Source organism: Clostridia bacterium (assembly GCA_017438525.1).
Lineage (GTDB): Bacteria > Bacillota > Clostridia > Oscillospirales > RGIG8002 > RGIG8002.
In genome coordinates this window covers 21,664-40,692 of sequence record JAFRVI010000043.1, presented here as the reverse complement: position 1 = coordinate 40,692, position 19,029 = coordinate 21,664, and the positions used below count along the sequence as shown (strand labels likewise).

The window sequence follows — 19,029 nt, the reverse complement described above, 5'->3', positions numbered from 1 at the left end:
CATCAAGTATGACCGCTGTTTTGTTGTTTTGCCTGAACGATAAACATCTCGTTCAAAACTGCTCCGCATCTTAAAAAGAGAGGTTTTTGTGTCGGGCAAGGCGAAGACGCGCGGAAATACTTGATGTATTTCAAGCGGCTTTAACGCAGACCGGCGCGAAAAGATCCTTTTTAAGACCGGCGTATCCCTGATTTGCACGCCCTAAGGGCCGTGCTTTATCAGTTGAGAAGACTAACCGTTGATGCGTTCCTTCAGGGTGTCGATAACGAGGTTCTGCTTCGGATCGAGCTTCTCCTTGATGGTGTACCAGCTTTCGCCGTTCATCGCCATGCTGAAGTATTCGTCGAGCGATACCAGATCGATGCAGGTGTACTGGTTCTTATACTTGCGGGGCGCGCGCATACGGAGGAACTGATCGTAGGTCCAGCCGTTGATCTCGCACTGCGCGAGCGTGGAGGTCTTGTCGTATTCGGGGGTCTGCTTATAGAAGTTGAAGATCTCGATGAAAGCTCTCGCTTCGTTGACGTTCTTCGCGCCGATCGGGATAGCGTGACCTTCGATGTAGTAGTCCTGCCTCGGACCGAGACCGTTGGCGGTGTTGTCGGGGACCGGTACAAAGTCGATCTTGCCGTTCGCAGCCATCGTGCGGTAGGGCTCGGACATGGTCAGCCAGTTGCCGTAGTAGAGCATCGCGAGCTTGCCGGAGGCGAAGTAGGCGTTCGCTTTATTGAGGTCGCACCATACCTTCTCGACAGTGTTCATCCTGGTGGCGTAGCTCATCGCGTCGGCGAGCTTGGGATCGTCGGTGTTGCTGACGTAGAGGCCGTCCTTGAAGACCGCGAGGTTGGTATCGAACATCGCGAGGATGTCGCGGTACCAGCAGTGGTCGAAGCCGAAGCCGTAGATGCTGGTGTTGCCGCCTTCCTTAATGGTCAGCTTGCGGCAGATGCTGTCGAAGTTATCCTTCGTCCACTGGCCCTTGTTCCAGAGGGAGAGCGGGTCTTCAACGCCGTATTCCTCGAATATGGTCTTGTTGAACCACACCATGTAGTTGGCGTTGACTTCGGGAGCGGCGAGGATCTTGCCCTTGTAGGTGACGTACTGCATATACTGGGCGAGGTCGCGCCAGTTGCGGTTGTTCCAGTCGAACTTGTCGGAAACGTCGGACCAGACGTCCGCGTAGAGCAGACTGGTAAGGTCGCCGATACGGAGCTTGTAGACGTCGGGGGCGTTTTCCGCCAGGACCATCGCCTGGAGCTTCATTCCGCAGTCGCCGTAGTTATAGGTGAGGAACTTGATATTCGGTCCGCCGTACTTCTCCATATAGGCGATCATATGGACGGAGTCGGGGGTCTCGGCGTTCCAGTGGCTCAGGAAGGTGATGGTCTTGTCACGGTAATGATAGTCGGGCGTGACGTATTTCTCGCCTTCGGGGTCGACGAATTCTTTTTCGGTACCGATGTCGACGGACGCCGCGTCGATACTGACAAAGCGGTTGCCGTTGGTGTTTTCACCGGGCTCGAAGTTGGCACCCGAGCTGGAGGATTCTCCGCCGCCGCCCGTCTTCTTGCAGGCCGCAAGCGCGAACGCCATGGCGAGCACGAGTACGGCCGCGAGGATTCTTAACAGATTCTTCTTCATAGTATCATCTCCGAAGCGTGTTTTTGCGGCTCCTGCCGCGGTATCGGGTTTTCCCTCGTCTATATTATACGATATGATAATAAAAAGTGCAAGTATATTCGGCGTTTTTTTTCATTTTTCGTAAATAGAACTTATTTCCATAAAAAATATATCATAATTACGGAAAGCTCCGGAACGGTTCAAACCGTTCCGGAGCTTGAAAAAGGCGTCAGTTATTCAGACTTGGCAGGGAGTCGAGTACGAGCTGCTGCTTCGGGTCGTACGCGGCGCGTATCTTATACCAGCTTTCGCCCTTCATCGCTTCCTCAAAAGCGGGATCCCAGTCGGTGAGGATTATCGCTGTGTAGGGATTTTTGTAATAGCGCGGCGCGCGCATGCGGTAGAATTGCTCGAGCGTCAGCCCGTTAAGCTCGCAGTCGGCGAGCGTGGAGGTCATATCGAGCTCCGGCGTCTGCTTGTAGAAGTTGAATATCTCGATAAACGCCCGCGCCTCGTCGACGTGTTTGGCGCCGACGGGTATGGCATGTCCCTCAACGTAGTAGTCCTGTCTCGGACCGAGACCGGTGGCGGTGTTTTCGGGGACCGGCACGAAGTCGATCTTGCCCTGCGCAGCCATTGAGCGGTAGGGATCGCTCATTGCGAGCCAGTTGCCGTAGTAGAGCATCGCGAGCTTGCCGGAGGCGAAGTATGCGTTCGCCTTGTTCATGGCGCACCATAGCTTCTCTGTATTGTTCATCTGCGAAATGTACGCGAAAGCGTCGGCGAGTTTGGAGTCGTCTGTGTTGCTGACGTACTTGCTGCCGTCGAAGATCGCGAAGTCCGTGCCGTACATTCCGAGAATATCGTAGAACCAGCGGTGGTCGAAACCGAATCCGTAAATCGTGGTATTACCGCCTTCGCGGATAGTGAGCTTGCGGCATATCTTGTCGAAGTTATCCTTCGTCCATTGCCCCTTGTTCCAGAGGGAGAGCGGGTCCTCAACGCCGTATTCTTCGAATATGGTCTTGTTGAACCACACCATATAGTTGGCATTGACCTCGGGCGCCGCCATAACTCTTCCGTTGATGGTGCAGTATTTCATAAAGGGCTTTAAGTCGCGCCAGTTGCGGTTGTTCCAGTCGAACTTGTCGGTGACGTCGGACCATACGTTCGCGAAAAGCAGCGTCGTCAGGTCGCCGATACGGAGCTTATAGACGTCGGGGGCGTTTTCCGCCAGCACCATCGCCTGAAGCTTCATTCCGCAGTCGCCGTAGTTGTAGGTGAGGAACTTTATCTGCGGTCCGCCGTATTTGTCCATATAGGTGATCAAGTGGAGGCAGTCCTCGGGGTACCAGTGGCTCAGAAAGGTCACGGTCCTGTCGCGGTAGTTGTAATTAGGCGTGATGTATGGCTCGCCGGATTTATCGACTATCGTCTCGACTTCGCCGAGGTCTATCGAAGAAATATCTCTGATATTGCTCCCCTGGCTGTAGGATTCGATTTCGGACGTAAATCCGTAATCAGGATTGCTGTTTGAGCTGCCCTCGTCGGCGTTATTGCCGGCGACCTTGCAGGAAGTCAGCGCGAAAACCGTTATTATCGCGGTTATCAGCGCAACCGCCCGGGCAATGCGTCTCTCTTTTTTCATAGAGATCATCTCCCGTCTCATTTTTTGTGTTTTGGTTTAATTCGGTACGGTCGTATTCCTGCTCTATCACCCCCGTTTCAATTACATATTATAACATAGCCGTCCGCGCAAAGTCAATAATCTTTATTTAGGGATTTGCGGGCTAAACGAACTTGTTCGGCGGATTTAGGATAATACCGACTGCGTAATGAAATAATTGTTGCAATATTTCTTGAAAGTGCTATAATGATAAAATCAGATATTATTTTTTTCGAGAGTTACAGAGGCGGTACCGATGGACACACGGCGCGTTGCGCGGGGCGAAACGGATATGACTAAGGGGAGCGTATACTCCCATATTATCCGCTTTGCGCTGCCGGTTTTCGTCAGCATGGTCTTCCAGCAGCTTTACAATACCGCAGACAGTCTCATCGTCGGGCAGTTTCTCGGCACGGAGGCGCTCGCGGCGGTCGGTTCCTCGGGAACGATCATCTTCATGCTGATCAGCTTCTTCGAGGGAATGTTCATGGGCGCGGGCGTGCTGATTTCCCGCCGCTTCGGCGAAGGGGACCTCAACGGCGTCTCCCGCGCTGCGCACACCAACGTCGCGATAGGACTTTTAAGCGGCGCGGTGCTGACGGTCATCGGCGTTTTCTTCACCCCGACGCTGCTGCGCTGGATGAACGTCGACCCCGACGTTATGCCGCGCGCGATCGACTATTTCCGCTATTTCTTCCTCGGCTCGATCGGCATGGTCATGTATAACGTCTGCCGCGGGATGATGTCCGCGGTCGGCGACAGCCGGCATCCGCTCTATTACCTTATGTTTTCGTCGCTGCTGAATATCGCGCTCGACATAATCTTCGTCGGCGTGCTCGGCTGGGACGTTTGGGCCGCGGCGGTCGCTACGGTGATCTCGCAGGTGCTCAGCGCGGCGCTCTGCTTCATCCGGCTGATGCGCCGGGGAGGCGCGGTGAAGATATACCTGCGCCGCATACGCATCCACGTCGAGTCGCTGAAAAAGATACTGAAATACGGCATACCGTCCGGCATACAGAACTCCGTTATCGGACTTGCCAACGTCATCGTGCAGTCGCAGATAAACACCTTCGGCAAGATGGCGATGGCGGCGTTCGGCGCCCACGCGAAGATAGAGGGCTTCACCTTTATGCCCATAAACAGCTGCTGCTTCGCGATAACGACCTTCGTCAGCCAGAATCTCGGAGCGCAGGAGCATGAACGCGCGAAAAAGGGCGCGCGGTTCGGGATTCTTTCCGGAATGATAATGGCGGAGATCATCGGCGCGATATACTTCATTTTCGCTCCGACGCTGATCTCGGCTTTCGACGCTACGCCGGCGGTCGTCGCCTTCGGAACGCAGCAGGCGCGGATAGAAGCGCTCTTCTACTGTCTGCTCGCGCTTTCGCACGCGATAGCGTCCGTCTGCCGCGGCGCCGGCAAGGCGTTCGTGCCGATGACGGTCATGCTTTCGGTGTGGTGCGTTTTCCGCGTGATATACATTTTCTCCGTGATGCACTTCTTCGGCACGATAAACATGATATACTGGGCGTACCCGATAACCTGGGCGATCAGCTCGGTCATCTACGTAATTTATTATTTGAAGTCCGACTGGGTACACGGCTTTGAGAAAGAAAAGCTTCGGGAGGCGGTCGCGTGAAGTGTGAGGCGCTGATAAATAAAGACAAGGCGCTTTACGCCGATATGCTCGACGCGCTTGAAGGCGGCCGCGCGCACGTGGTCTTCGATTCCGAAACCGCCGTGCTTGCGCGGTATAACGCTTTCCCGATGTATATGCTCGGCGCGGAGGACGAAGCCGCGGGCGAACGTCTGCTTAACGGCATTTCCGAGCCGGAGTACACCGTCATCCTGCGCGGAGAAGCGCTGATCGCTTACGCGAAGGCGAAGGGCATGTGGGTATCCAATCCCTGCTTTCAGGTCTTCTACGAGGGCGCGCCGCTCGACGAAAGCGGCCAGATGGAGATACGCCGCCCGTCGCCGGAGGACTTCGACGCCGTCGCCGCGACCTACTCGCTGACTACGAGGGAGGAGCTGCGCAAGGATTTCGAGCGCGAGGACTTCTTCTGCGGATACCTCGGCGGAAAGCTCGCCGCCTACGCCGGAGTGCATTCCGAGGGCTCGCTCGGTATGCTTTACGTTTTTGAAGAATACCGCGGCATGGGCCTTTCCAAGCAGATGTCGCGTTTCATGGTCAATAATCAGCTCAGAAAGGGCAGACTGCCCTACGCGCAGGTCTTTTGCGACAACACGGCGTCGCTGGGACTTCAGCGCCGGAACGGGATGACCTTTTCGTCCGGCGTCATCGCGTGGGCGCGCACGTCGCCGCGGAAAAGAGATGATAGCGAAGAATGAGTAAAAAACAACGGAATATCAGTCTTGCGGTCTTTATCGGGCTTGTCGTGCTGCTGCTCGTCGGGATATTTCTGACAAAGGGAGCGCCGAAGACCGAGACCGTTACCGAAACGATGCGCGACGCGGTGCTCCACGAATCCGCGCGCATAAACCTTTTCGGCATAACGGTCAACCCGGCGCTGATCTCGGCGTTCTGCGTGACGGGAGTACTGCTGCTCGCGGCGCTGCTGCTGCGGATATTCGCGGTGCCGAGGTTCAAGGACAGGCCCGGAAAGCTGCAGCTCCTGCTCGAGCAGGGCGTCGGACTTTTCGACGGGCTCGCGCACGAGAACGGCACGCGCAAGACGCGCTTTCTGAGCGCGTACGTCTTCACCGCGGGAGCGTACATCTTCTTCGGAACGCTCTTCGAGCTGCTCGGCTTCCAGGCGGTGACGACCGCGGGCGCGCCTGTGTCGCTTCCGGCGCCGCTTGCCGACATCAACGGCGCGATCTCGCTCGGAGTGCTCTCCTATTCGGTGATACTCTTCGGCGGGCTCTTCGCCGCGGGGCCGAAGGGCGCGGGACGCGCGCTGAAGGACATTTCGCTGCCGATCTCCATGAGCTTCAGACTCTTCGGAGCGCTGCTCAGCGGCGCGATAGTCACCGAGCTGGTCTATTACTATTTCGCGACCAGCTTCGTCATCCCCGTAATCGTCGGCGTGCTGTTCACGCTGCTCCACGCCGTCATACAGGCGTACGTTCTGACGATGCTGACCTCGCATTTCTACGAGGAATCCACCGAGAAGAAGCCGAAAAAAGTCAAGGCAAAATAAAACAGTTCACATAAAGGAGAAAACCGCTATGAAAAAGTTTATCAGAGTATTCGCGATCGTTCTTACGCTCTGCGCGCTGATCGCGTGCGTATCCATGCCGGCGCTCGCCGCCGAAGGCAACGAAGCCGCCGAAGCGGCGGAGACCGTCGCCGCCGCGACGGACAGCACCGCCGTCAAGGCGATAGTCGCCGCCGCGATAATCATTGCCGGCGCCGGTATCGGCGCGGTGTGTATGGCGATCGCGATCAAAAAGTCGGTCGACAGCACTGCGCGCCAGCCCGAAGCCGCCGGGGACATCCGTTCCTCGATGATGCTCGGTCTGGTCTTCATAGAAACCGCGATAATCTACGCGCTGATAGTCGCGATACTCGTGATCTTCGTAATGTAAGGGAGCGGAAAGATGGGTCTTCCCCTGAACATCGACCTGCAGCAGATACTGCTGCATATGCTGAACTTCGTGCTGCTGTTCGGCGGTCTGTATTTCATTCTTTACAAGCCCGTGAAGAAGTTTATGGACAGCCGCGCTTCGCGCTACGCCGAAAAGGAATCCGAAACGGAACGCAAACTGCGCGAGGCGGAGGAAGCGAAGGCGGAGTATGAGGAGAAGCTGAAAAACGCCGAGGCCGAGATCGCCGCCATGAAGTCCGAAGCGGCGGCGCAGGCGGCCGCGGAAGCGCAGGCGGAACACAGCCGCGCGCTTCAGGACGCCGAAAGCATCCGCCGCTCCGCCGAAGCGGAAGGCGAAGCGGAGAAACAGCGCCTTATCCGTCAGGCGAACCGCGAGATCTCCGATCTTGCGGCGCAGGCGGCGGAAAAGGCGGTCTTCGGCAGCGCCGAAGAGGCGTTCGACAGCTTCCTCGACAGCGCCGAGAGGAGCGACGGCGAATGAGCAGAAAGCTGACCGCCGTAATATACTCCGAAAAGGCGCCGGACGAGGCGCGCCGCGCGCGCTTTCTCGGTTTCATCGAGAGCAGATACGGCAGGAGCGCCGTTCTCGAATGGCGCCCCGATGAAAGCATAAAAAACGGCTTTCGGCTCGAGGTCGGCTCGGACGTCTACGACTGGACGACCGAAGGCCGCCTTGCGCAGCTGAAACGCGAAATATACGCCGCCGGCGAAAGCGAAGGCGGCTTTGACGTCGTGCCGCTGATAAAGGAAAGCATCGGCGCGTGGGAGCCGCGCGTCGTCGCTGACCAGGTCGGCAGGGTAGTCAGCGTCGGCGACGGCATCGCCGTCGTCAGCGGACTTGCCGAGGCGTTTTACGGCGAGATAGTCATTTTTGAAGACGGCAGCCGCGGAATGGTGCAGGACCTGCGTGAAAACACGCTCGGCTGCATACTTTTCGGCGGCGACGAGGGGATATGGGCAGGCAGCGAAGTGCGCCGCACCGGCAGGGTGGCGGGCGTTCCCTGCGGTGAGGGTTTCCTCGGCAGAGTCGTCGACGCGCTCGGCTCGCCTATCGACGGCGAAGGCGCGATCGAGGCCGAGGGATACCGCCCCGTTGAGCAGGCGGCTCCGGCGATAATCGACCGCCGCCCCGTCAGAGTTCCGCTCGAAACGGGGATCCTCGCGATAGACTCGATGCTGCCGATAGGCAGAGGGCAGCGAGAGCTGATAATCGGCGACAGACAGACCGGCAAGACCTCCATCGCCGTCGATACGATAATAAACCAGAAGGACAAGGGCGTCATATGCGTCTACGTCGCGATAGGGCAGAAGGCGAGTTCCGTCGCCTCCATCGTCCGCACGCTGACGCTGGAGGACGCGATGAAATACACGGTCGTCGTCAGCGCGACGGCGGCGGATTCCGCGCCGCTGCAGTATATCGCACCCTACGCCGGCTGCACGATCGCGGAATACTTCGCCGCGTCCGGCAAAGACGTGCTGATCGTCTACGACGATCTTTCCAAACACGCCGTCGCCTACCGTGCGCTGAGCTTGCTGCTCGGACGCACCCCGGGCAGAGAGGCCTATCCCGGCGACGTTTTCTATCTTCATTCAAGACTGCTTGAACGCTCCGCCTGCCTGACGGAAGAGAAGGGCGGCGGCAGTATCACCGCCCTGCCTATAGTCGAGACGCAGGCGGGCGACGTTTCCGCGTATATCCCGACGAATATAATCTCAATAACCGACGGGCAGATATTCCTCGAAGTCGATATGTTCCACGCCGGCCAGCGTCCCGCCGTCAACGCCGGACTCTCCGTTTCCCGCGTCGGCGGCGACGCGCAGACGAAGGCGATGAAAAAAGCGGTCGGCACGCTGCGCCTCGACCTTGCGCAGCATCGCGAGATGGAAGCGTTCATGCAGTTCTCCGGCGATCTCGACGAAGCGACGCGGCACAAGCTGAAATACGGCGAATGCCTGATGTATATGCTCCGCCAGCCGAAGCAGGCGCCGATGAGTATGCACGCGCAGGTGATATTCCTCGTCGCCGCGCTCGCCGAATGTTTCCCCGACGCCGAGCCGGAGGAGTTCCGCGCGCGGCTCGAGCGCCTCGTGGGAGTCTGCGAGCGCGAGCATTCCGCGCTCTGCGCCCGCATCGACGGCGGAGTCCTTTCGGACGACGACAAGGCGGAGATAATCGCCGCGGCTGCGAAAATGGGATAACGGAATGTCGGATATAAAAGAGCTGAAAAACCGCATAGAAGGCATAACGGATATGCGGAAAATAACGAACGCGATGTACCTCATCGCCTCCGTCAAGCTGCGGAAGGCGAAGGAGGAGCTTGAGAAGACGCGCCCGTTTTTCGACGTCGTGCGGCATGAGATGAAGCGTATTTTCCGCGCCGATGAAGCGGAAAAGAGCGAGTATTTCTTTCCCGCCTACGGCGGCAAGCGCGACGACGAAACCACCGTCGGTTTCCTTGTGATAACCGCGGATAAAGGGCTTGCCGGCGCCTACAGCCGCGACGTTATAAAAGAAGCGCTCGCCCGCGCTCAGGCATGCACAGGGGCGGACGGCACAAAGCTTTTCGTCGTGGGCGAATACGGCAGGCAGTACCTCCGCAACCGCGCGATACCCTTCGCGGAGGAGTTCGACTTTCCCGCGCGCAACCCGTCGTATCACCGCGCGCACGAGATCAGCGTCGACCTGCTGAGGCGTTATGACAGCGGCGAGATAGACGAGTTGAGGGTGCTTTATACCGACTACGTCAATGGTATGAGCACGACCGTCAAAGAGGCGCGCATACTGCCGTTCGAGCGCCGCGACTTCGCGGACGAATCTGAAGAGCGCGATGAGTACGAATTCATACCGTCGATAGGGCGCGTGCTCGAAAGGGCGGTCACCGGTTACGTGACCGGCTTCGTTTTCAGCGCGATGGTCGACAGCTTCTGCAGCGAGCAGAGCGCGCGCATGAGCGCGATGGACGTTGCGAACAGGAACGCGGCGGAGCTGCTCGCCGAATTGAAACTTCAGTATAATCACGCGCGTCAGAGCGCGATAACGAACGAGATAACGGAGATATCCTCCGGATACAAGCACAGAAGAAGGGAGGCGCCGAGGGCGTGACCGGAAAAATAGTAAAGATCGCGGGCTCGGTCGTGGACGTCGCGTTTGACGGCGGGCTCCCGAGAATAAACGAGGCGCTGACCGCAGAACTTTCCGGCGGCAGGCGCGTCATGGAGGTCGCGCAGCATATAGGCGGCGGCATGGTCCGCTGCGTGCTGCTTTCCGGAGGCGAAGGTCTTTATCGCGGTCTCGAGGTTACCGCGACGGGCGACGGCATCCGCGTTCCCGTCGGAGAAGCGGTGCTCGGCAGGATGATGAACGTCACCGGCGATCCCATCGACGGCGGCGAACCGATACCGGATACCGCGGAGCGCTGGAGCATCCACCGCAAAGCGCCCTCTTTCGAGGACCAGGACCCCGCCGTAGAGATACTTGAAACGGGTATGAAGGTCATCGACCTGCTCGGTCCGTACCCCAAAGGCGGCAAGATCGGCCTTTTCGGCGGCGCGGGCGTCGGCAAGACGGTGCTCATCCAGGAGCTCATCCACAACGTCGCCGTCGAGCACGGCGGCTACTCGGTCTTCGCCGGAGTCGGCGAGCGCTCGCGCGAGGGCAACGACCTCTGGCGCGAGATGAAGCAGAGCGGCGTTATTTCAAAGACCGCGCTTGTTTTCGGCCAGATGAACGAGGCGCCCGGCGTCAGAATGCGCGTTGCGCTTTCGGGGCTCACGATGGCGGAATACTTCCGCGACCGCGAGGATAAGGACATACTATTCTTTATAGATAACATATTCCGCTTCGTGCAGGCGGGCAGCGAGGTCTCGACTCTGCTCGGCAGAATGCCCTCCGCCGTCGGCTACCAGCCGACGCTCGCGAGCGAAATGGGCGCCCTGCAGGAGCGCATAACCTCAACGAAGCGCGGCTCGGTAACGTCTGTGCAGGCGGTCTACGTGCCCGCCGACGACCTGACCGATCCGGCGCCCGCGACGACCTTCTCGCACCTCGACGCGACCACCGTTTTGAGCCGCAGGGTAGCGGAGCAGGGAATATACCCGGCGGTCGATCCGCTGGAATCCAACTCGCGCATACTCGATCCGACGATCGTCGGCAAGGAGCATTACCGCATCGCGCGTTCGGTGCAGGAACTTCTGGAGAAATACCGTGAGCTGCAGGATATTATCACTATCCTCGGCGTCGAGGAGCTCGGCGAATCGGACCGCAGGATCGTCAGCCGCGCCCGCCGCGCCCAGCGTTTCCTCGCGCAGCCGATGTTCGTCGCGGAGAGGTTCACCGGCGTTCAGGGGATGTATATCCCGCTTGAAGAAACGCTGAAGAGCTTCGATATGCTTATCTCCGGCGAACTCGATGGCTGTCCGGAGGAGGCGTTCTATAACGTCGGCACCGCCGAAGACGTGCTTGCCAAGGCGAAACGCCTGGAGGAGAACGGAAGATGAACACCTTCAACCTTCGCATCCTTGCGGCAGACAGGCCGTTTTTCGAGGGCGAATGCGCGTCGCTCCGCATTCAGCTCGAGGACGGGCAGTACGGTATCCTTGCGGGACACGCGCCGATAGTTGCCGCCGTGGTGCCGGGTGTGATGAAGTACACTCTGCCTGACGGGACTGCCGAAATGGTCTACGTTTCCGACGGCATCCTGCGCGTCGACAGAAAGGACGTGCTCGTTCTGACGTCGACCGCCGAGCGTCCGGACGAGATCGACGCGAAACGCGCCGAGCGCAGTCGGGAAGCGGCCCGTGAAGCGATCCTCCACCGCAAGACCGAGGAGGAGTACAAGCAGGCGCAGGCCCGCCTCGCCCGCGCTCTCGCGCGGTTGAAGGCGAAGGGCAAGACGCTTGATATGAGTGAATAACAGTTAAACGCCTTCCGGCCGGAAGGCGTTTAACCGAATACGAATAATTATTGAACAAATCCGCTTCCGAAAGGAAGCGGATTTGAGCGGTTTCGCCTATTTATGTATGCCGAGGAAGAATACGGCCAGCGTGCCGGGACCGGAATGTGCGCCGATGACGGGTCCGATGTCGGTTATCAGCGCAGCGGTAACTCCGAATTCCTCGGTGATTTTTTCTTCGAGCAGCTTCGCGTCGTCGATGCAGTCGCCGTGAGAGATGAAATAGACGGGCTTATCCTCCATGGCGAGCTCCTTCATTTTCGCGAGCATCGTGTTCAGCGACATGCGCCTGCCGATAACCTTGTGGACGGGGATCAGGTGTCCGTCGTCATCGACGTGCAGCACCGGCTTGATGTTCAGTGCGGTGCCGAGTAGGGCGGATGCAGTGCTGACGCGTCCGCCGCGCTTGAGATACTTCAAGTCGTCAACCGTGAACCAGTGGCGCATATGCGGCACTTTTTCGCGGATATCGGCGGCGTTTTCGTCGAGCGAAAGACCGTTTTTGAAGTTTTGCACCGCGTACCGGACGAGAAGCCCCTGTCCGGCGGAGGCGGCGAGGGAACTGACGACTTCGACGCGGCGTTCGGGGAACCGCTCCGCGAGCGTCTGTGCCGCCTTGACGGCGGCGCCCGCGGTGCTGCTCAGTCCGGAGGAGAAGGCGATATAAAGTATATCCGTCCCGCCCTCGAGCACGGGGGTGAAGGCGTTTGTGAAATCGTCTTCGTTGGCGGCGGAGGTCTTGAAGACCGCGCCCTCACGCATCTCGCGGTAGAATTCCGGAGTCGGCATCTGCGCCTGAACGTATTCAGCGGTCTCGCCGTCCCTGCGGAAGCGCAGATCGACGCATTCGACCTGCCATTCATTCAGCAGCTTCGGCGAAATATCGCATCCAGTATCGGTGAAAAGAGCGTAGTTTTGCATATGAGATCAGTCCTCCGCGTAAATAATTACAAAAACAACGTCAAGTAATATCGAAGATTAGTTTAACACATTTACATTATTATGTCAATACCCGATCGTTCGACAAAATATAGAAAAATTCGTGAAAACGCGCTTCAGTCGCGAAATCTGCTGAAAATCTTTGTTTTTTTGCTTGTCACCGTGATTATTTGGTAGTATAATATCCATATAATATTTGATTAAGCGAAGGGTGAGCTTATGAATTACGATAACGACCTCGTCGCCGGCAAACTTCGCCGCTGGGAAAAGTATCTGAACGAATACCGCCTTCCCGATTGGGACAGTATCCCCGATTTCGGGCTCTATATGGAGCAGGTGCTCGCGCTGCTGACAGAATACCTCGATTATCTCCCGCCGGAGATAAAGGAGGAACGCTTCATCACCGCCGCGACCATAAACAATTACGTCCGCAATAAGTTTATGCCGGAGCCGCGCAAAAAGAAGTATTACCGCATACATATAGTTTACCTGATCATGATATGCACCCTGAAACAAAGTCTCAGCATCGCGACTTTGCAGAAGATGATCCCCGTCGGCATATCCGAGGCGGAGGTCAAGGAGATTTACGACGCTTATGCGCTCCGCCACCGAGTCGCCGCAGAGTACTTTGTGGGTCAGGTCCGCGTTATCGCCGCCCCGCTGCTCGGTCACGACGACAGGGCGATCGACGAGTCCGTGCACAGCACCGGCGACCTTATATCGCTGAGCGCGATATTGAGCGGACTCTGCGGTCTGCTCGCGGAAAAACTGCTTCTGCTCGACGGCGTTCCGATGTCGGAAGAGGCGGTCAAGCTGCCGGAATAGGAGCGTTTCAGCCGTCCGGCAAAAAAAAACAGCGCAAAAAAACGGGGTATCGTCGATACCCCGTTTTTTGTTATTTCCGTTCTTTGTCCTCACACGATGCCGATGAAGCGGAGTACGCAGAGTATCGCGCCGACGATCGCGTAGATGCCCATCAGCGAGCCGACAACGTAGAAGACGACGCCGACGATGGCGATCTTGCTGAGTACGGTGAAAAGCCAGCCGATGACCGCGCAGATGATGAGGAATATCAGCAGCTGCACGAGGAAGGAGATCAGGTTGCCCTTCTTGATCTTGAACGGCGTAGGCCACAGTTTTTTGATAAGATCCATTATTATACCCCTCTCGTTTTGTTATGGAAATATTTTATCACAGAAAGCGCGTAAATTCAATATTTTTTTGATCCGCGCGCGGAGACTATTTAATGTTGCAAAAAACGGCCGCATATTGTATAATAAATTTGATCGGCGATCGCCGATCGGCAAGAAAGAGGTGAAGCGTATGGACGTTTTCCGCGATCCGTTTTACAGGATCGTCGACAGCGAAATAGTTATCCCCGGCGTCGCGGGAACGCATACGCTCATGCAGGTCAGCGACCTGCACCTCGCGGTTTCGGACGAACTGTCGGATGAGGAGGAACGCGAAACAGCCGCTTCGCGCGAGGCGAACTGGATGACGCTCCGCGAGGACTTCACCCGCTGGCACAGCGAGCCGTTTGACGATTCAAAGCGTATTCCGAGCGCGAAGGTGCTGGAAAAGATATTCGCGCTTGCGGAGGCGATGCGGCCGGATGTCCTGCTGATGACGGGCGATATGCTCGACTTCGTCGGCCCCGCCGGCGTGCGCGCTATGCGCGCGGCGCTTGCCGGCTACGGCGGACGGCTGATATACGTAGACGGCAACCACGACGCCGGTACCGGCGGAGTGCGCGGTGGAGGCGCCGAGGTCGCGCGGCTCGACGGTTTCAACGTCGTCGGAGTCAACAACGGAGGCCTGACCGTCTCGGACGCCGAGCTTGCGGAATTGAAGGCGCTGTGCGCCGAGGGGACGCCGCTCATAGTCGCGCAGCACGTTCCGGCGCTGACCGAAGCGAGCCGCGAAAAGATCGCCGGCTTCGGCGAATACTTCTACATCGACGCGGATTCGGAAAAAGCCAACGCCGCCGAATTCGTCCGCCTCGAGCGCGACGAAGAAGCGGTCAAGGCGGTGCTCTGCGGACATCTTCACTGCTTCGTCCGCAGTGAGATCGCGCCCGGCAAGCCGCAGCTTTGCGCTTCATCTGTATTATGCGGCTTCATACATAGAATAACGATAAGGGGGACAAGGGAGGTATTTTAATGAAAAGATTTGCAAAAATCGCGCTCGCGCTGCTCCTGGTCGGCGCGTCGCTGTTCGCGTCCGGCTGCGGAAACGAACAGAAAAACGTTGATCCGTCGTCTTCCTCACTCGATTTCGGTGAAGATGTGTTGTACATCAAGGATATGTATTACTATACGTACTATCAAGCTTTCAACCATAATCCCGAGGATTATAACGGTAAAAAGTTCGCCGTTGACGGAATGTTCCATATGAATAAATACGAGGGCGGAGAGACCCCGATGCTCTTCCGCTATCATCTCGAGACTGACCCGTCAGACGGGAAGGAATACGCCTACTACCGCGGATTTATGCTGAAGGGCGACGCCGTCAAGACCGACACGGAAGAAAAGGCGTGGATCCGTGTCGTCGGCACGCTCGATGCAGAACCGCACGATGATCACTATCACGTTTTCCTTGACGTCGAGAGCTTCGAGCTGCTCGATACGCCGGGGCAGGAGTACGTTGAGTAACTGTTATTCAGTTAAAAATACAAAAGAAGGAAGGGGGAGCTTATGAACAACAAACAGATCTACAAAAAGACGCTCGGCTTCTCGCTTCGCCGCCTGCTGTGGGATTTCCTCGCGCTCGTTGCCTTCGCGGGACTCAGCACAGTCGGTTACGTGATCGGAGACAGAGCCGCGAAGAACGGCCCGATAGGACTTCTTATCGGCGCGCTCGTCGGGCTTGTCGTTCTCATCATCGTGCTGCGCTTCGTGTCCTTCATGCTGAAGGCGGGGCAGATCGCGATGATGACGCGCGGCATAACTGAAGGCGAACTGCCGGATAACGTCGTCGCGGAGGGTAAAAAGACCGTCCGTGAGCGTTTCGTGACGCTCGCGGTCTACTTCGCGATAACCGGCGCGATCAAGGGCATCTTCCGCCAGCTCGGCAGACTTATCACCAAGCTCGGCGAGAGCATCGGGGGCGACACCGGAGGCACCGTCGGCAGCGCGATCAGCTCGATAATGCAGACGATAGTCAACTACCTCAGCGACTGCTGCCTCGGCTGGATCTTCTACCGCAAGGACGAAAAGCCCGCCAAAGCCGCCTGCGAAGGCGCCGTGATCTTCTTCAAGCACGGCAAGACCTTCTTCAAGAATATGGGCAGAGTTTTCGGCATCGGGCTCGCTTCGCTGATACTCATAGGCGGCGTGTTCTTCGGCGGCTGCTACCTTTTCCTGAGCGGACATCAGGAGCTTTACGCGAACCTTGCTTCGCAGATTTCCGAGAAGCTCGCCGGCAAGACCGGCTGGCTGGCGCAGGCGCTGCAGGATCCCAAAGCGCTCCCCGTCATCTTCTCGGTCATCGGCGCTCTCATCCTCTGGTCGATCGTCCACTCGATTTTCATAAAGCCGTTCGTCCTGACCGGCGTGCTGAGAAACTACATCGAGTCGGGTATGAACGATATCCCCTCGGAGCAGAGCTTCTCCGAGCTTGACTCCAAATCCAAGAAGTTCCGCAAGCTGCACGATCAGATCTGACGCATATCGCTCAATAAACGTAAAAGCGCCCCCGCGGGGGCGCTTTTTTCATACAAAAACAGCAGTCGTTAAAACACCGTGAACGGGTGCTTTTTGATGCCGTCGCCGCCGTCGGCGTCGCGGTCGAAGAACGCCTTGACCAGCTCCGCCGCGCGCTCGAAGTCGGCTTCGGAAACGTACAGCTCTTGACCGAAGACGGTATAGCCCATCGTCACCTTCATGAAGCCGCCGAGCCCGAGGTCCTTGACGAGCACGGGGATACCCTCGTCCTTCAGCAGCCCGACTATCATCTGACTTTCGGTGAAGTCGCTGACGGTGGTCAGCAGTTTAAGTTTGATTTCCTGTTTTTCTTCTTTTGCCATAATATCAGTCCAGACGCGGTTTGACCTTCAGCCCGTGCGGTTCGACGCCGCACTTGCGGGTGTCGGGGTCGACCTCGAGTATGCCGAAGGTGAGCAGGTCGCCTTCGCATATCGCTGGCTGGGTGTAATACATAACGCCGTTTACGGGGCGCAGACGCCCTTCGTGGTAATGGCCGGATACGACGAGCGGCACCTTGCCGCTTCTCTCGATTATCGCGCGCACCTCGGCGGCGTTGTCCGGCGCGTAGACGTCGGGCTTCTCCGGGGTGCCGAGGTCGTCGAGGCAATGGTGGCAGACGATTATCGCCCACTTGAAGTCCTCGCGCGCGAGGACGCGGTCAAGCCAGACGAGGCGGCTTTCACTGATATGCGCTACCGTCCAGTCGCGCGGCGCGCCGCCCTCCGCGGAGTAGTTGGCGTCCAGCACGACGAAGCGGACGTCTCCGCGCTTGAAGGAGTAGTCCGCGGCGGGCAGCCCGAGCGTTTGCACGAGCTCGGCACGGGGCATCGCCCAGAGGTCGTGGTTGCCGATGGCGTGATAGACCGCCAGCGGCTGTGCGTCGAGCGCCTTCAGCACGCGGCGCAGGTCGGAGCGGTCGATGTCGCGCTTGCCGGAGCCGTTGACGAGGTCGCCGAGATTCAGTATGAAATCGCAGCCGGAGACCTCCGTTATGAATCTGTCGAGCCGGTCGAGCGCACCGGAGGTGCGTCTGCCATCATAGTCGGCTACCGCGGATGAATAATGCAGATCGGCGAGCAGTGCTACCTTCATATATCAGATCTTCCTTTCGATAAGCGCCTTGACGTAGTCGTATACGCGTCCGGCGGAGTCGGCGTCGAGGCGTTCGGCGGCGGTGTGCACGTCGCGGAGCGTCGGACCGATGGAAACGCAGTCCGCGCCGCCGAGCTTCGCGGCGATGACCGCGGCTTCAAGTCCGGCGTGAATCGTGCCCACGAGCGGACGCGAGCCGTACATCTCTTCATATACCTTCACGCAGAGATCGCGAAGCGGGGAATCCGCGCGGAACTCCCACGCGCCGTAGCTGCTTGAAACGACCGTTCTTCCGCCCGTGAACGCGAAGAGCGTTTCAAGCCGCATACGCAGCTCCTCGGCGGCGCTGTCGATCATGCTGCGGAGCATAAAGGTCAGCTTCATGCCGTTTTCGTCGAGCTTGAGGATGCCGAGGTTGAGCGAGGTCTCGACCATGTCGTCAAGCCCGTCGCACATACGGACGATCCCGTCCGGCGCCTGATACCACGCGAAGAGCAGCCGCTCCTGATCCGCCGGCGTCAGCACGCGGCAGTCCGCAGCGCCGGCGGGCGCGAGCGCGATCGTCATACCCGGATCGGAAAGCGAGTATTCGTGTTTTATCGCCTCCGCGGAGGCGTTTATCGCGGCGGCGATCGCGTCGCCGTCGGAGTCGGAGATGAAGAGCGCCTCCGCTTTGCGCGGGATGGCGTTGTCGAAGAAGCCGCCCTCGGCGCAGGAAAGACGGAAGTCGGCGCGGAACTGAAGCTCGGTCAGCAGGCGGGCGAGCACCTTGTTCGCGTTCGCGCGCTGTGCGATTATCTCGGTGCCTGAGTGGCCGCCGATAAGCCCCTGCACGGTCAGCTTGTAGAGCATGCCGTGTATCTCTTCGGATTCGGCGCCGAATTCGCCGGTCAGGCATACGCCTCCGGCGCATCCGGTGGTGATGACGCCCTCCTCCTCGCTGTCGAGGTTGAGCAGACGCCTGCCGCGCAGCATGGAAACGTCGAGCGCGTTCGCGCCGATCATGCCGATCTCCTCGTCGGTGGTGAAGACGCATTCGAGGCGCGGATGCGAGAGCTCCTTATCGTCGAGCAGGGCGAGCATCATTGCGACCGCGATGCCGTCGTCGGCGCCGAGACTTGTCCCTTCCGCGCCGACAAGGCCGTCCTCGACCTTCAGGCGAAGCGCCTGCGTTTTGAAGTCGAAGTCGGCGTCGTCGTCTTTCGCGCACACCATATCGAGATGCCCCTGCAGAATCAGCGCGGGCTCGGCCATCCTGCCGGGCGTGGCTTCGGAGATTATCACCACGTTGTTCGCGCCGTCGCGGTGGTGCTCCAGCCGATGCTCCTCGGCGAAGCGCTCTACGAAGTCGGCGATGCCGTTCATATTTCCGGAGCCGTGCGGAATGGCGCAGATGCGCTCGAATATTTCAAACATTTTGCGCGGTTCAAGTCCGCGGAGAACATCCATAAAATGACCTCCAAAGTGATTTTCGCGGAATAAAG

General features: G+C 58.2%; 20 protein-coding genes. 13 read left to right on the top strand and 7 right to left on the bottom strand.

The features are described 5' to 3' along the window. Positions 1-231 precede the first annotated feature (231 nt). Both IJL83_04360 and IJL83_04355 read right to left on the bottom strand, forming a co-directional pair. Positions 232-1,641: an extracellular solute-binding protein gene (locus tag IJL83_04360; GenBank protein ID MBQ6552831.1), complete on the bottom strand. Its 1,410-nt coding sequence runs from the start codon at positions 1,639-1,641 to the stop codon at positions 232-234. 208 nt (positions 1,642-1,849) lie between these two features. Continuing rightward, the gene (locus IJL83_04355; GenBank protein MBQ6552830.1) at positions 1,850-3,268 is read right to left on the bottom strand and encodes an extracellular solute-binding protein; all 1,419 of its coding nucleotides are present in this window, start codon (positions 3,266-3,268) and stop codon (positions 1,850-1,852) included. Between the two features lie 274 nt (positions 3,269-3,542). Here IJL83_04355 and IJL83_04350 point away from each other — a divergent pair, with 274 nt between their 5' ends. From IJL83_04350 to atpC, 9 genes are read left to right on the top strand one after another with little or no spacing between them, the layout of a single operon-like run. Next, the gene (locus IJL83_04350) at positions 3,543-4,925 is read left to right on the top strand and encodes an MATE family efflux transporter (protein MBQ6552829.1); all 1,383 of its coding nucleotides are present in this window, start codon (positions 3,543-3,545) and stop codon (positions 4,923-4,925) included. Then, the gene (locus IJL83_04345) at positions 4,922-5,638 is read left to right on the top strand and encodes a GNAT family N-acetyltransferase (GenBank protein MBQ6552828.1); all 717 of its coding nucleotides are present in this window, start codon (positions 4,922-4,924) and stop codon (positions 5,636-5,638) included. The genes IJL83_04350 and IJL83_04345 overlap by 4 nt, the downstream gene beginning before the upstream one ends. Next, the gene (locus IJL83_04340; GenBank protein ID MBQ6552827.1) at positions 5,635-6,450 is read left to right on the top strand and encodes a F0F1 ATP synthase subunit A; all 816 of its coding nucleotides are present in this window, start codon (positions 5,635-5,637) and stop codon (positions 6,448-6,450) included. The genes IJL83_04345 and IJL83_04340 overlap by 4 nt, the downstream gene beginning before the upstream one ends. Positions 6,451-6,478: 28 nt before the next feature. Then, a complete protein-coding gene (locus tag IJL83_04335; protein ID MBQ6552826.1) occupies positions 6,479-6,838 on the top strand; it encodes an ATP synthase F0 subunit C in 360 nt (119 codons plus the stop codon). Between the two features lie 12 nt (positions 6,839-6,850). Then, positions 6,851-7,339, top strand: coding sequence for an ATP synthase F0 subunit B (locus tag IJL83_04330; GenBank protein MBQ6552825.1), 489 nt, complete (start codon positions 6,851-6,853; stop codon positions 7,337-7,339). Then, on the top strand, positions 7,336-9,057 hold the full coding sequence (locus tag IJL83_04325) for a F0F1 ATP synthase subunit alpha (protein MBQ6552824.1): 1,722 nt from the start codon (positions 7,336-7,338) through the stop codon (positions 9,055-9,057). The genes IJL83_04330 and IJL83_04325 overlap by 4 nt, the downstream gene beginning before the upstream one ends. Positions 9,058-9,061: 4 nt before the next feature. Then, on the top strand, positions 9,062-9,961 hold the full coding sequence (gene atpG / locus IJL83_04320; protein ID MBQ6552823.1) for an ATP synthase F1 subunit gamma: 900 nt from the start codon (positions 9,062-9,064) through the stop codon (positions 9,959-9,961). Further along, positions 9,958-11,355, top strand: coding sequence for a F0F1 ATP synthase subunit beta (atpD, locus tag IJL83_04315; protein MBQ6552822.1), 1,398 nt, complete (start codon positions 9,958-9,960; stop codon positions 11,353-11,355). Before atpG ends, atpD begins: the two co-directional genes overlap by 4 nt. Then, positions 11,352-11,771 (top strand): ATP synthase F1 subunit epsilon, encoded by a 420-nt coding sequence (gene atpC, locus IJL83_04310; protein MBQ6552821.1) that lies wholly within the window; start codon positions 11,352-11,354, stop codon positions 11,769-11,771. Before atpD ends, atpC begins: the two co-directional genes overlap by 4 nt. A gap of 96 nt (positions 11,772-11,867) precedes the next feature. Here atpC and IJL83_04305 read toward each other — a convergent pair whose 3' ends face one another. After that, on the bottom strand, positions 11,868-12,731 hold the full coding sequence (locus IJL83_04305) for a DegV family protein (GenBank protein MBQ6552820.1): 864 nt from the start codon (positions 12,729-12,731) through the stop codon (positions 11,868-11,870). A gap of 237 nt (positions 12,732-12,968) precedes the next feature. On the opposite strand from IJL83_04305, the gene IJL83_04300 reads away from it, so the two are divergent. Next, positions 12,969-13,574: a DUF1836 domain-containing protein gene (locus tag IJL83_04300; protein MBQ6552819.1), complete on the top strand. Its 606-nt coding sequence runs from the start codon at positions 12,969-12,971 to the stop codon at positions 13,572-13,574. Between the two features lie 89 nt (positions 13,575-13,663). Here the strand turns inward: IJL83_04300 and IJL83_04295 are convergent, their stop codons facing one another. Next, a complete protein-coding gene (locus IJL83_04295; protein MBQ6552818.1) occupies positions 13,664-13,903 on the bottom strand; it encodes a hypothetical protein in 240 nt (79 codons plus the stop codon). A 169-nt stretch (positions 13,904-14,072) separates the two neighbouring features. Between IJL83_04295 and IJL83_04290 the strand changes: the two genes are divergently transcribed. The 3 genes from IJL83_04290 to IJL83_04280 are packed head-to-tail and all read left to right on the top strand — an operon-like array spanning position 14,073 to position 16,411. Then, complete coding sequence (locus IJL83_04290) at positions 14,073-14,909, top strand: metallophosphoesterase (GenBank protein ID MBQ6552817.1); 837 nt, start codon at positions 14,073-14,075, stop codon at positions 14,907-14,909. Next, positions 14,909-15,400: a hypothetical protein gene (locus IJL83_04285; protein ID MBQ6552816.1), complete on the top strand. Its 492-nt coding sequence runs from the start codon at positions 14,909-14,911 to the stop codon at positions 15,398-15,400. Before IJL83_04290 ends, IJL83_04285 begins: the two co-directional genes overlap by 1 nt. A 42-nt stretch (positions 15,401-15,442) precedes the next feature. Next, positions 15,443-16,411 carry a hypothetical protein gene (locus tag IJL83_04280; GenBank protein ID MBQ6552815.1) on the top strand — a complete coding sequence of 323 codons (969 nt, stop codon included), beginning with the start codon at positions 15,443-15,445 and terminating at the stop codon, positions 16,409-16,411. A 68-nt stretch (positions 16,412-16,479) separates the two neighbouring features. Here IJL83_04280 and IJL83_04275 read toward each other — a convergent pair whose 3' ends face one another. The 3 genes from IJL83_04275 to pepD are packed head-to-tail and all read right to left on the bottom strand — an operon-like array spanning position 16,480 to position 18,994. Beyond that, positions 16,480-16,773 (bottom strand): DUF2007 domain-containing protein, encoded by a 294-nt coding sequence (locus IJL83_04275; GenBank protein MBQ6552814.1) that lies wholly within the window; start codon positions 16,771-16,773, stop codon positions 16,480-16,482. Between the two features lie 4 nt (positions 16,774-16,777). Further along, the gene (locus IJL83_04270; protein MBQ6552813.1) at positions 16,778-17,545 is read right to left on the bottom strand and encodes a metallophosphoesterase; all 768 of its coding nucleotides are present in this window, start codon (positions 17,543-17,545) and stop codon (positions 16,778-16,780) included. Between the two features lie 3 nt (positions 17,546-17,548). After that, positions 17,549-18,994, bottom strand: a complete 1,446-nt coding sequence (gene pepD / locus IJL83_04265) for a beta-Ala-His dipeptidase (GenBank protein MBQ6552812.1) — start codon at positions 18,992-18,994, stop codon at positions 17,549-17,551. Between the last annotated feature and the right edge of the window lie 35 nt (positions 18,995-19,029).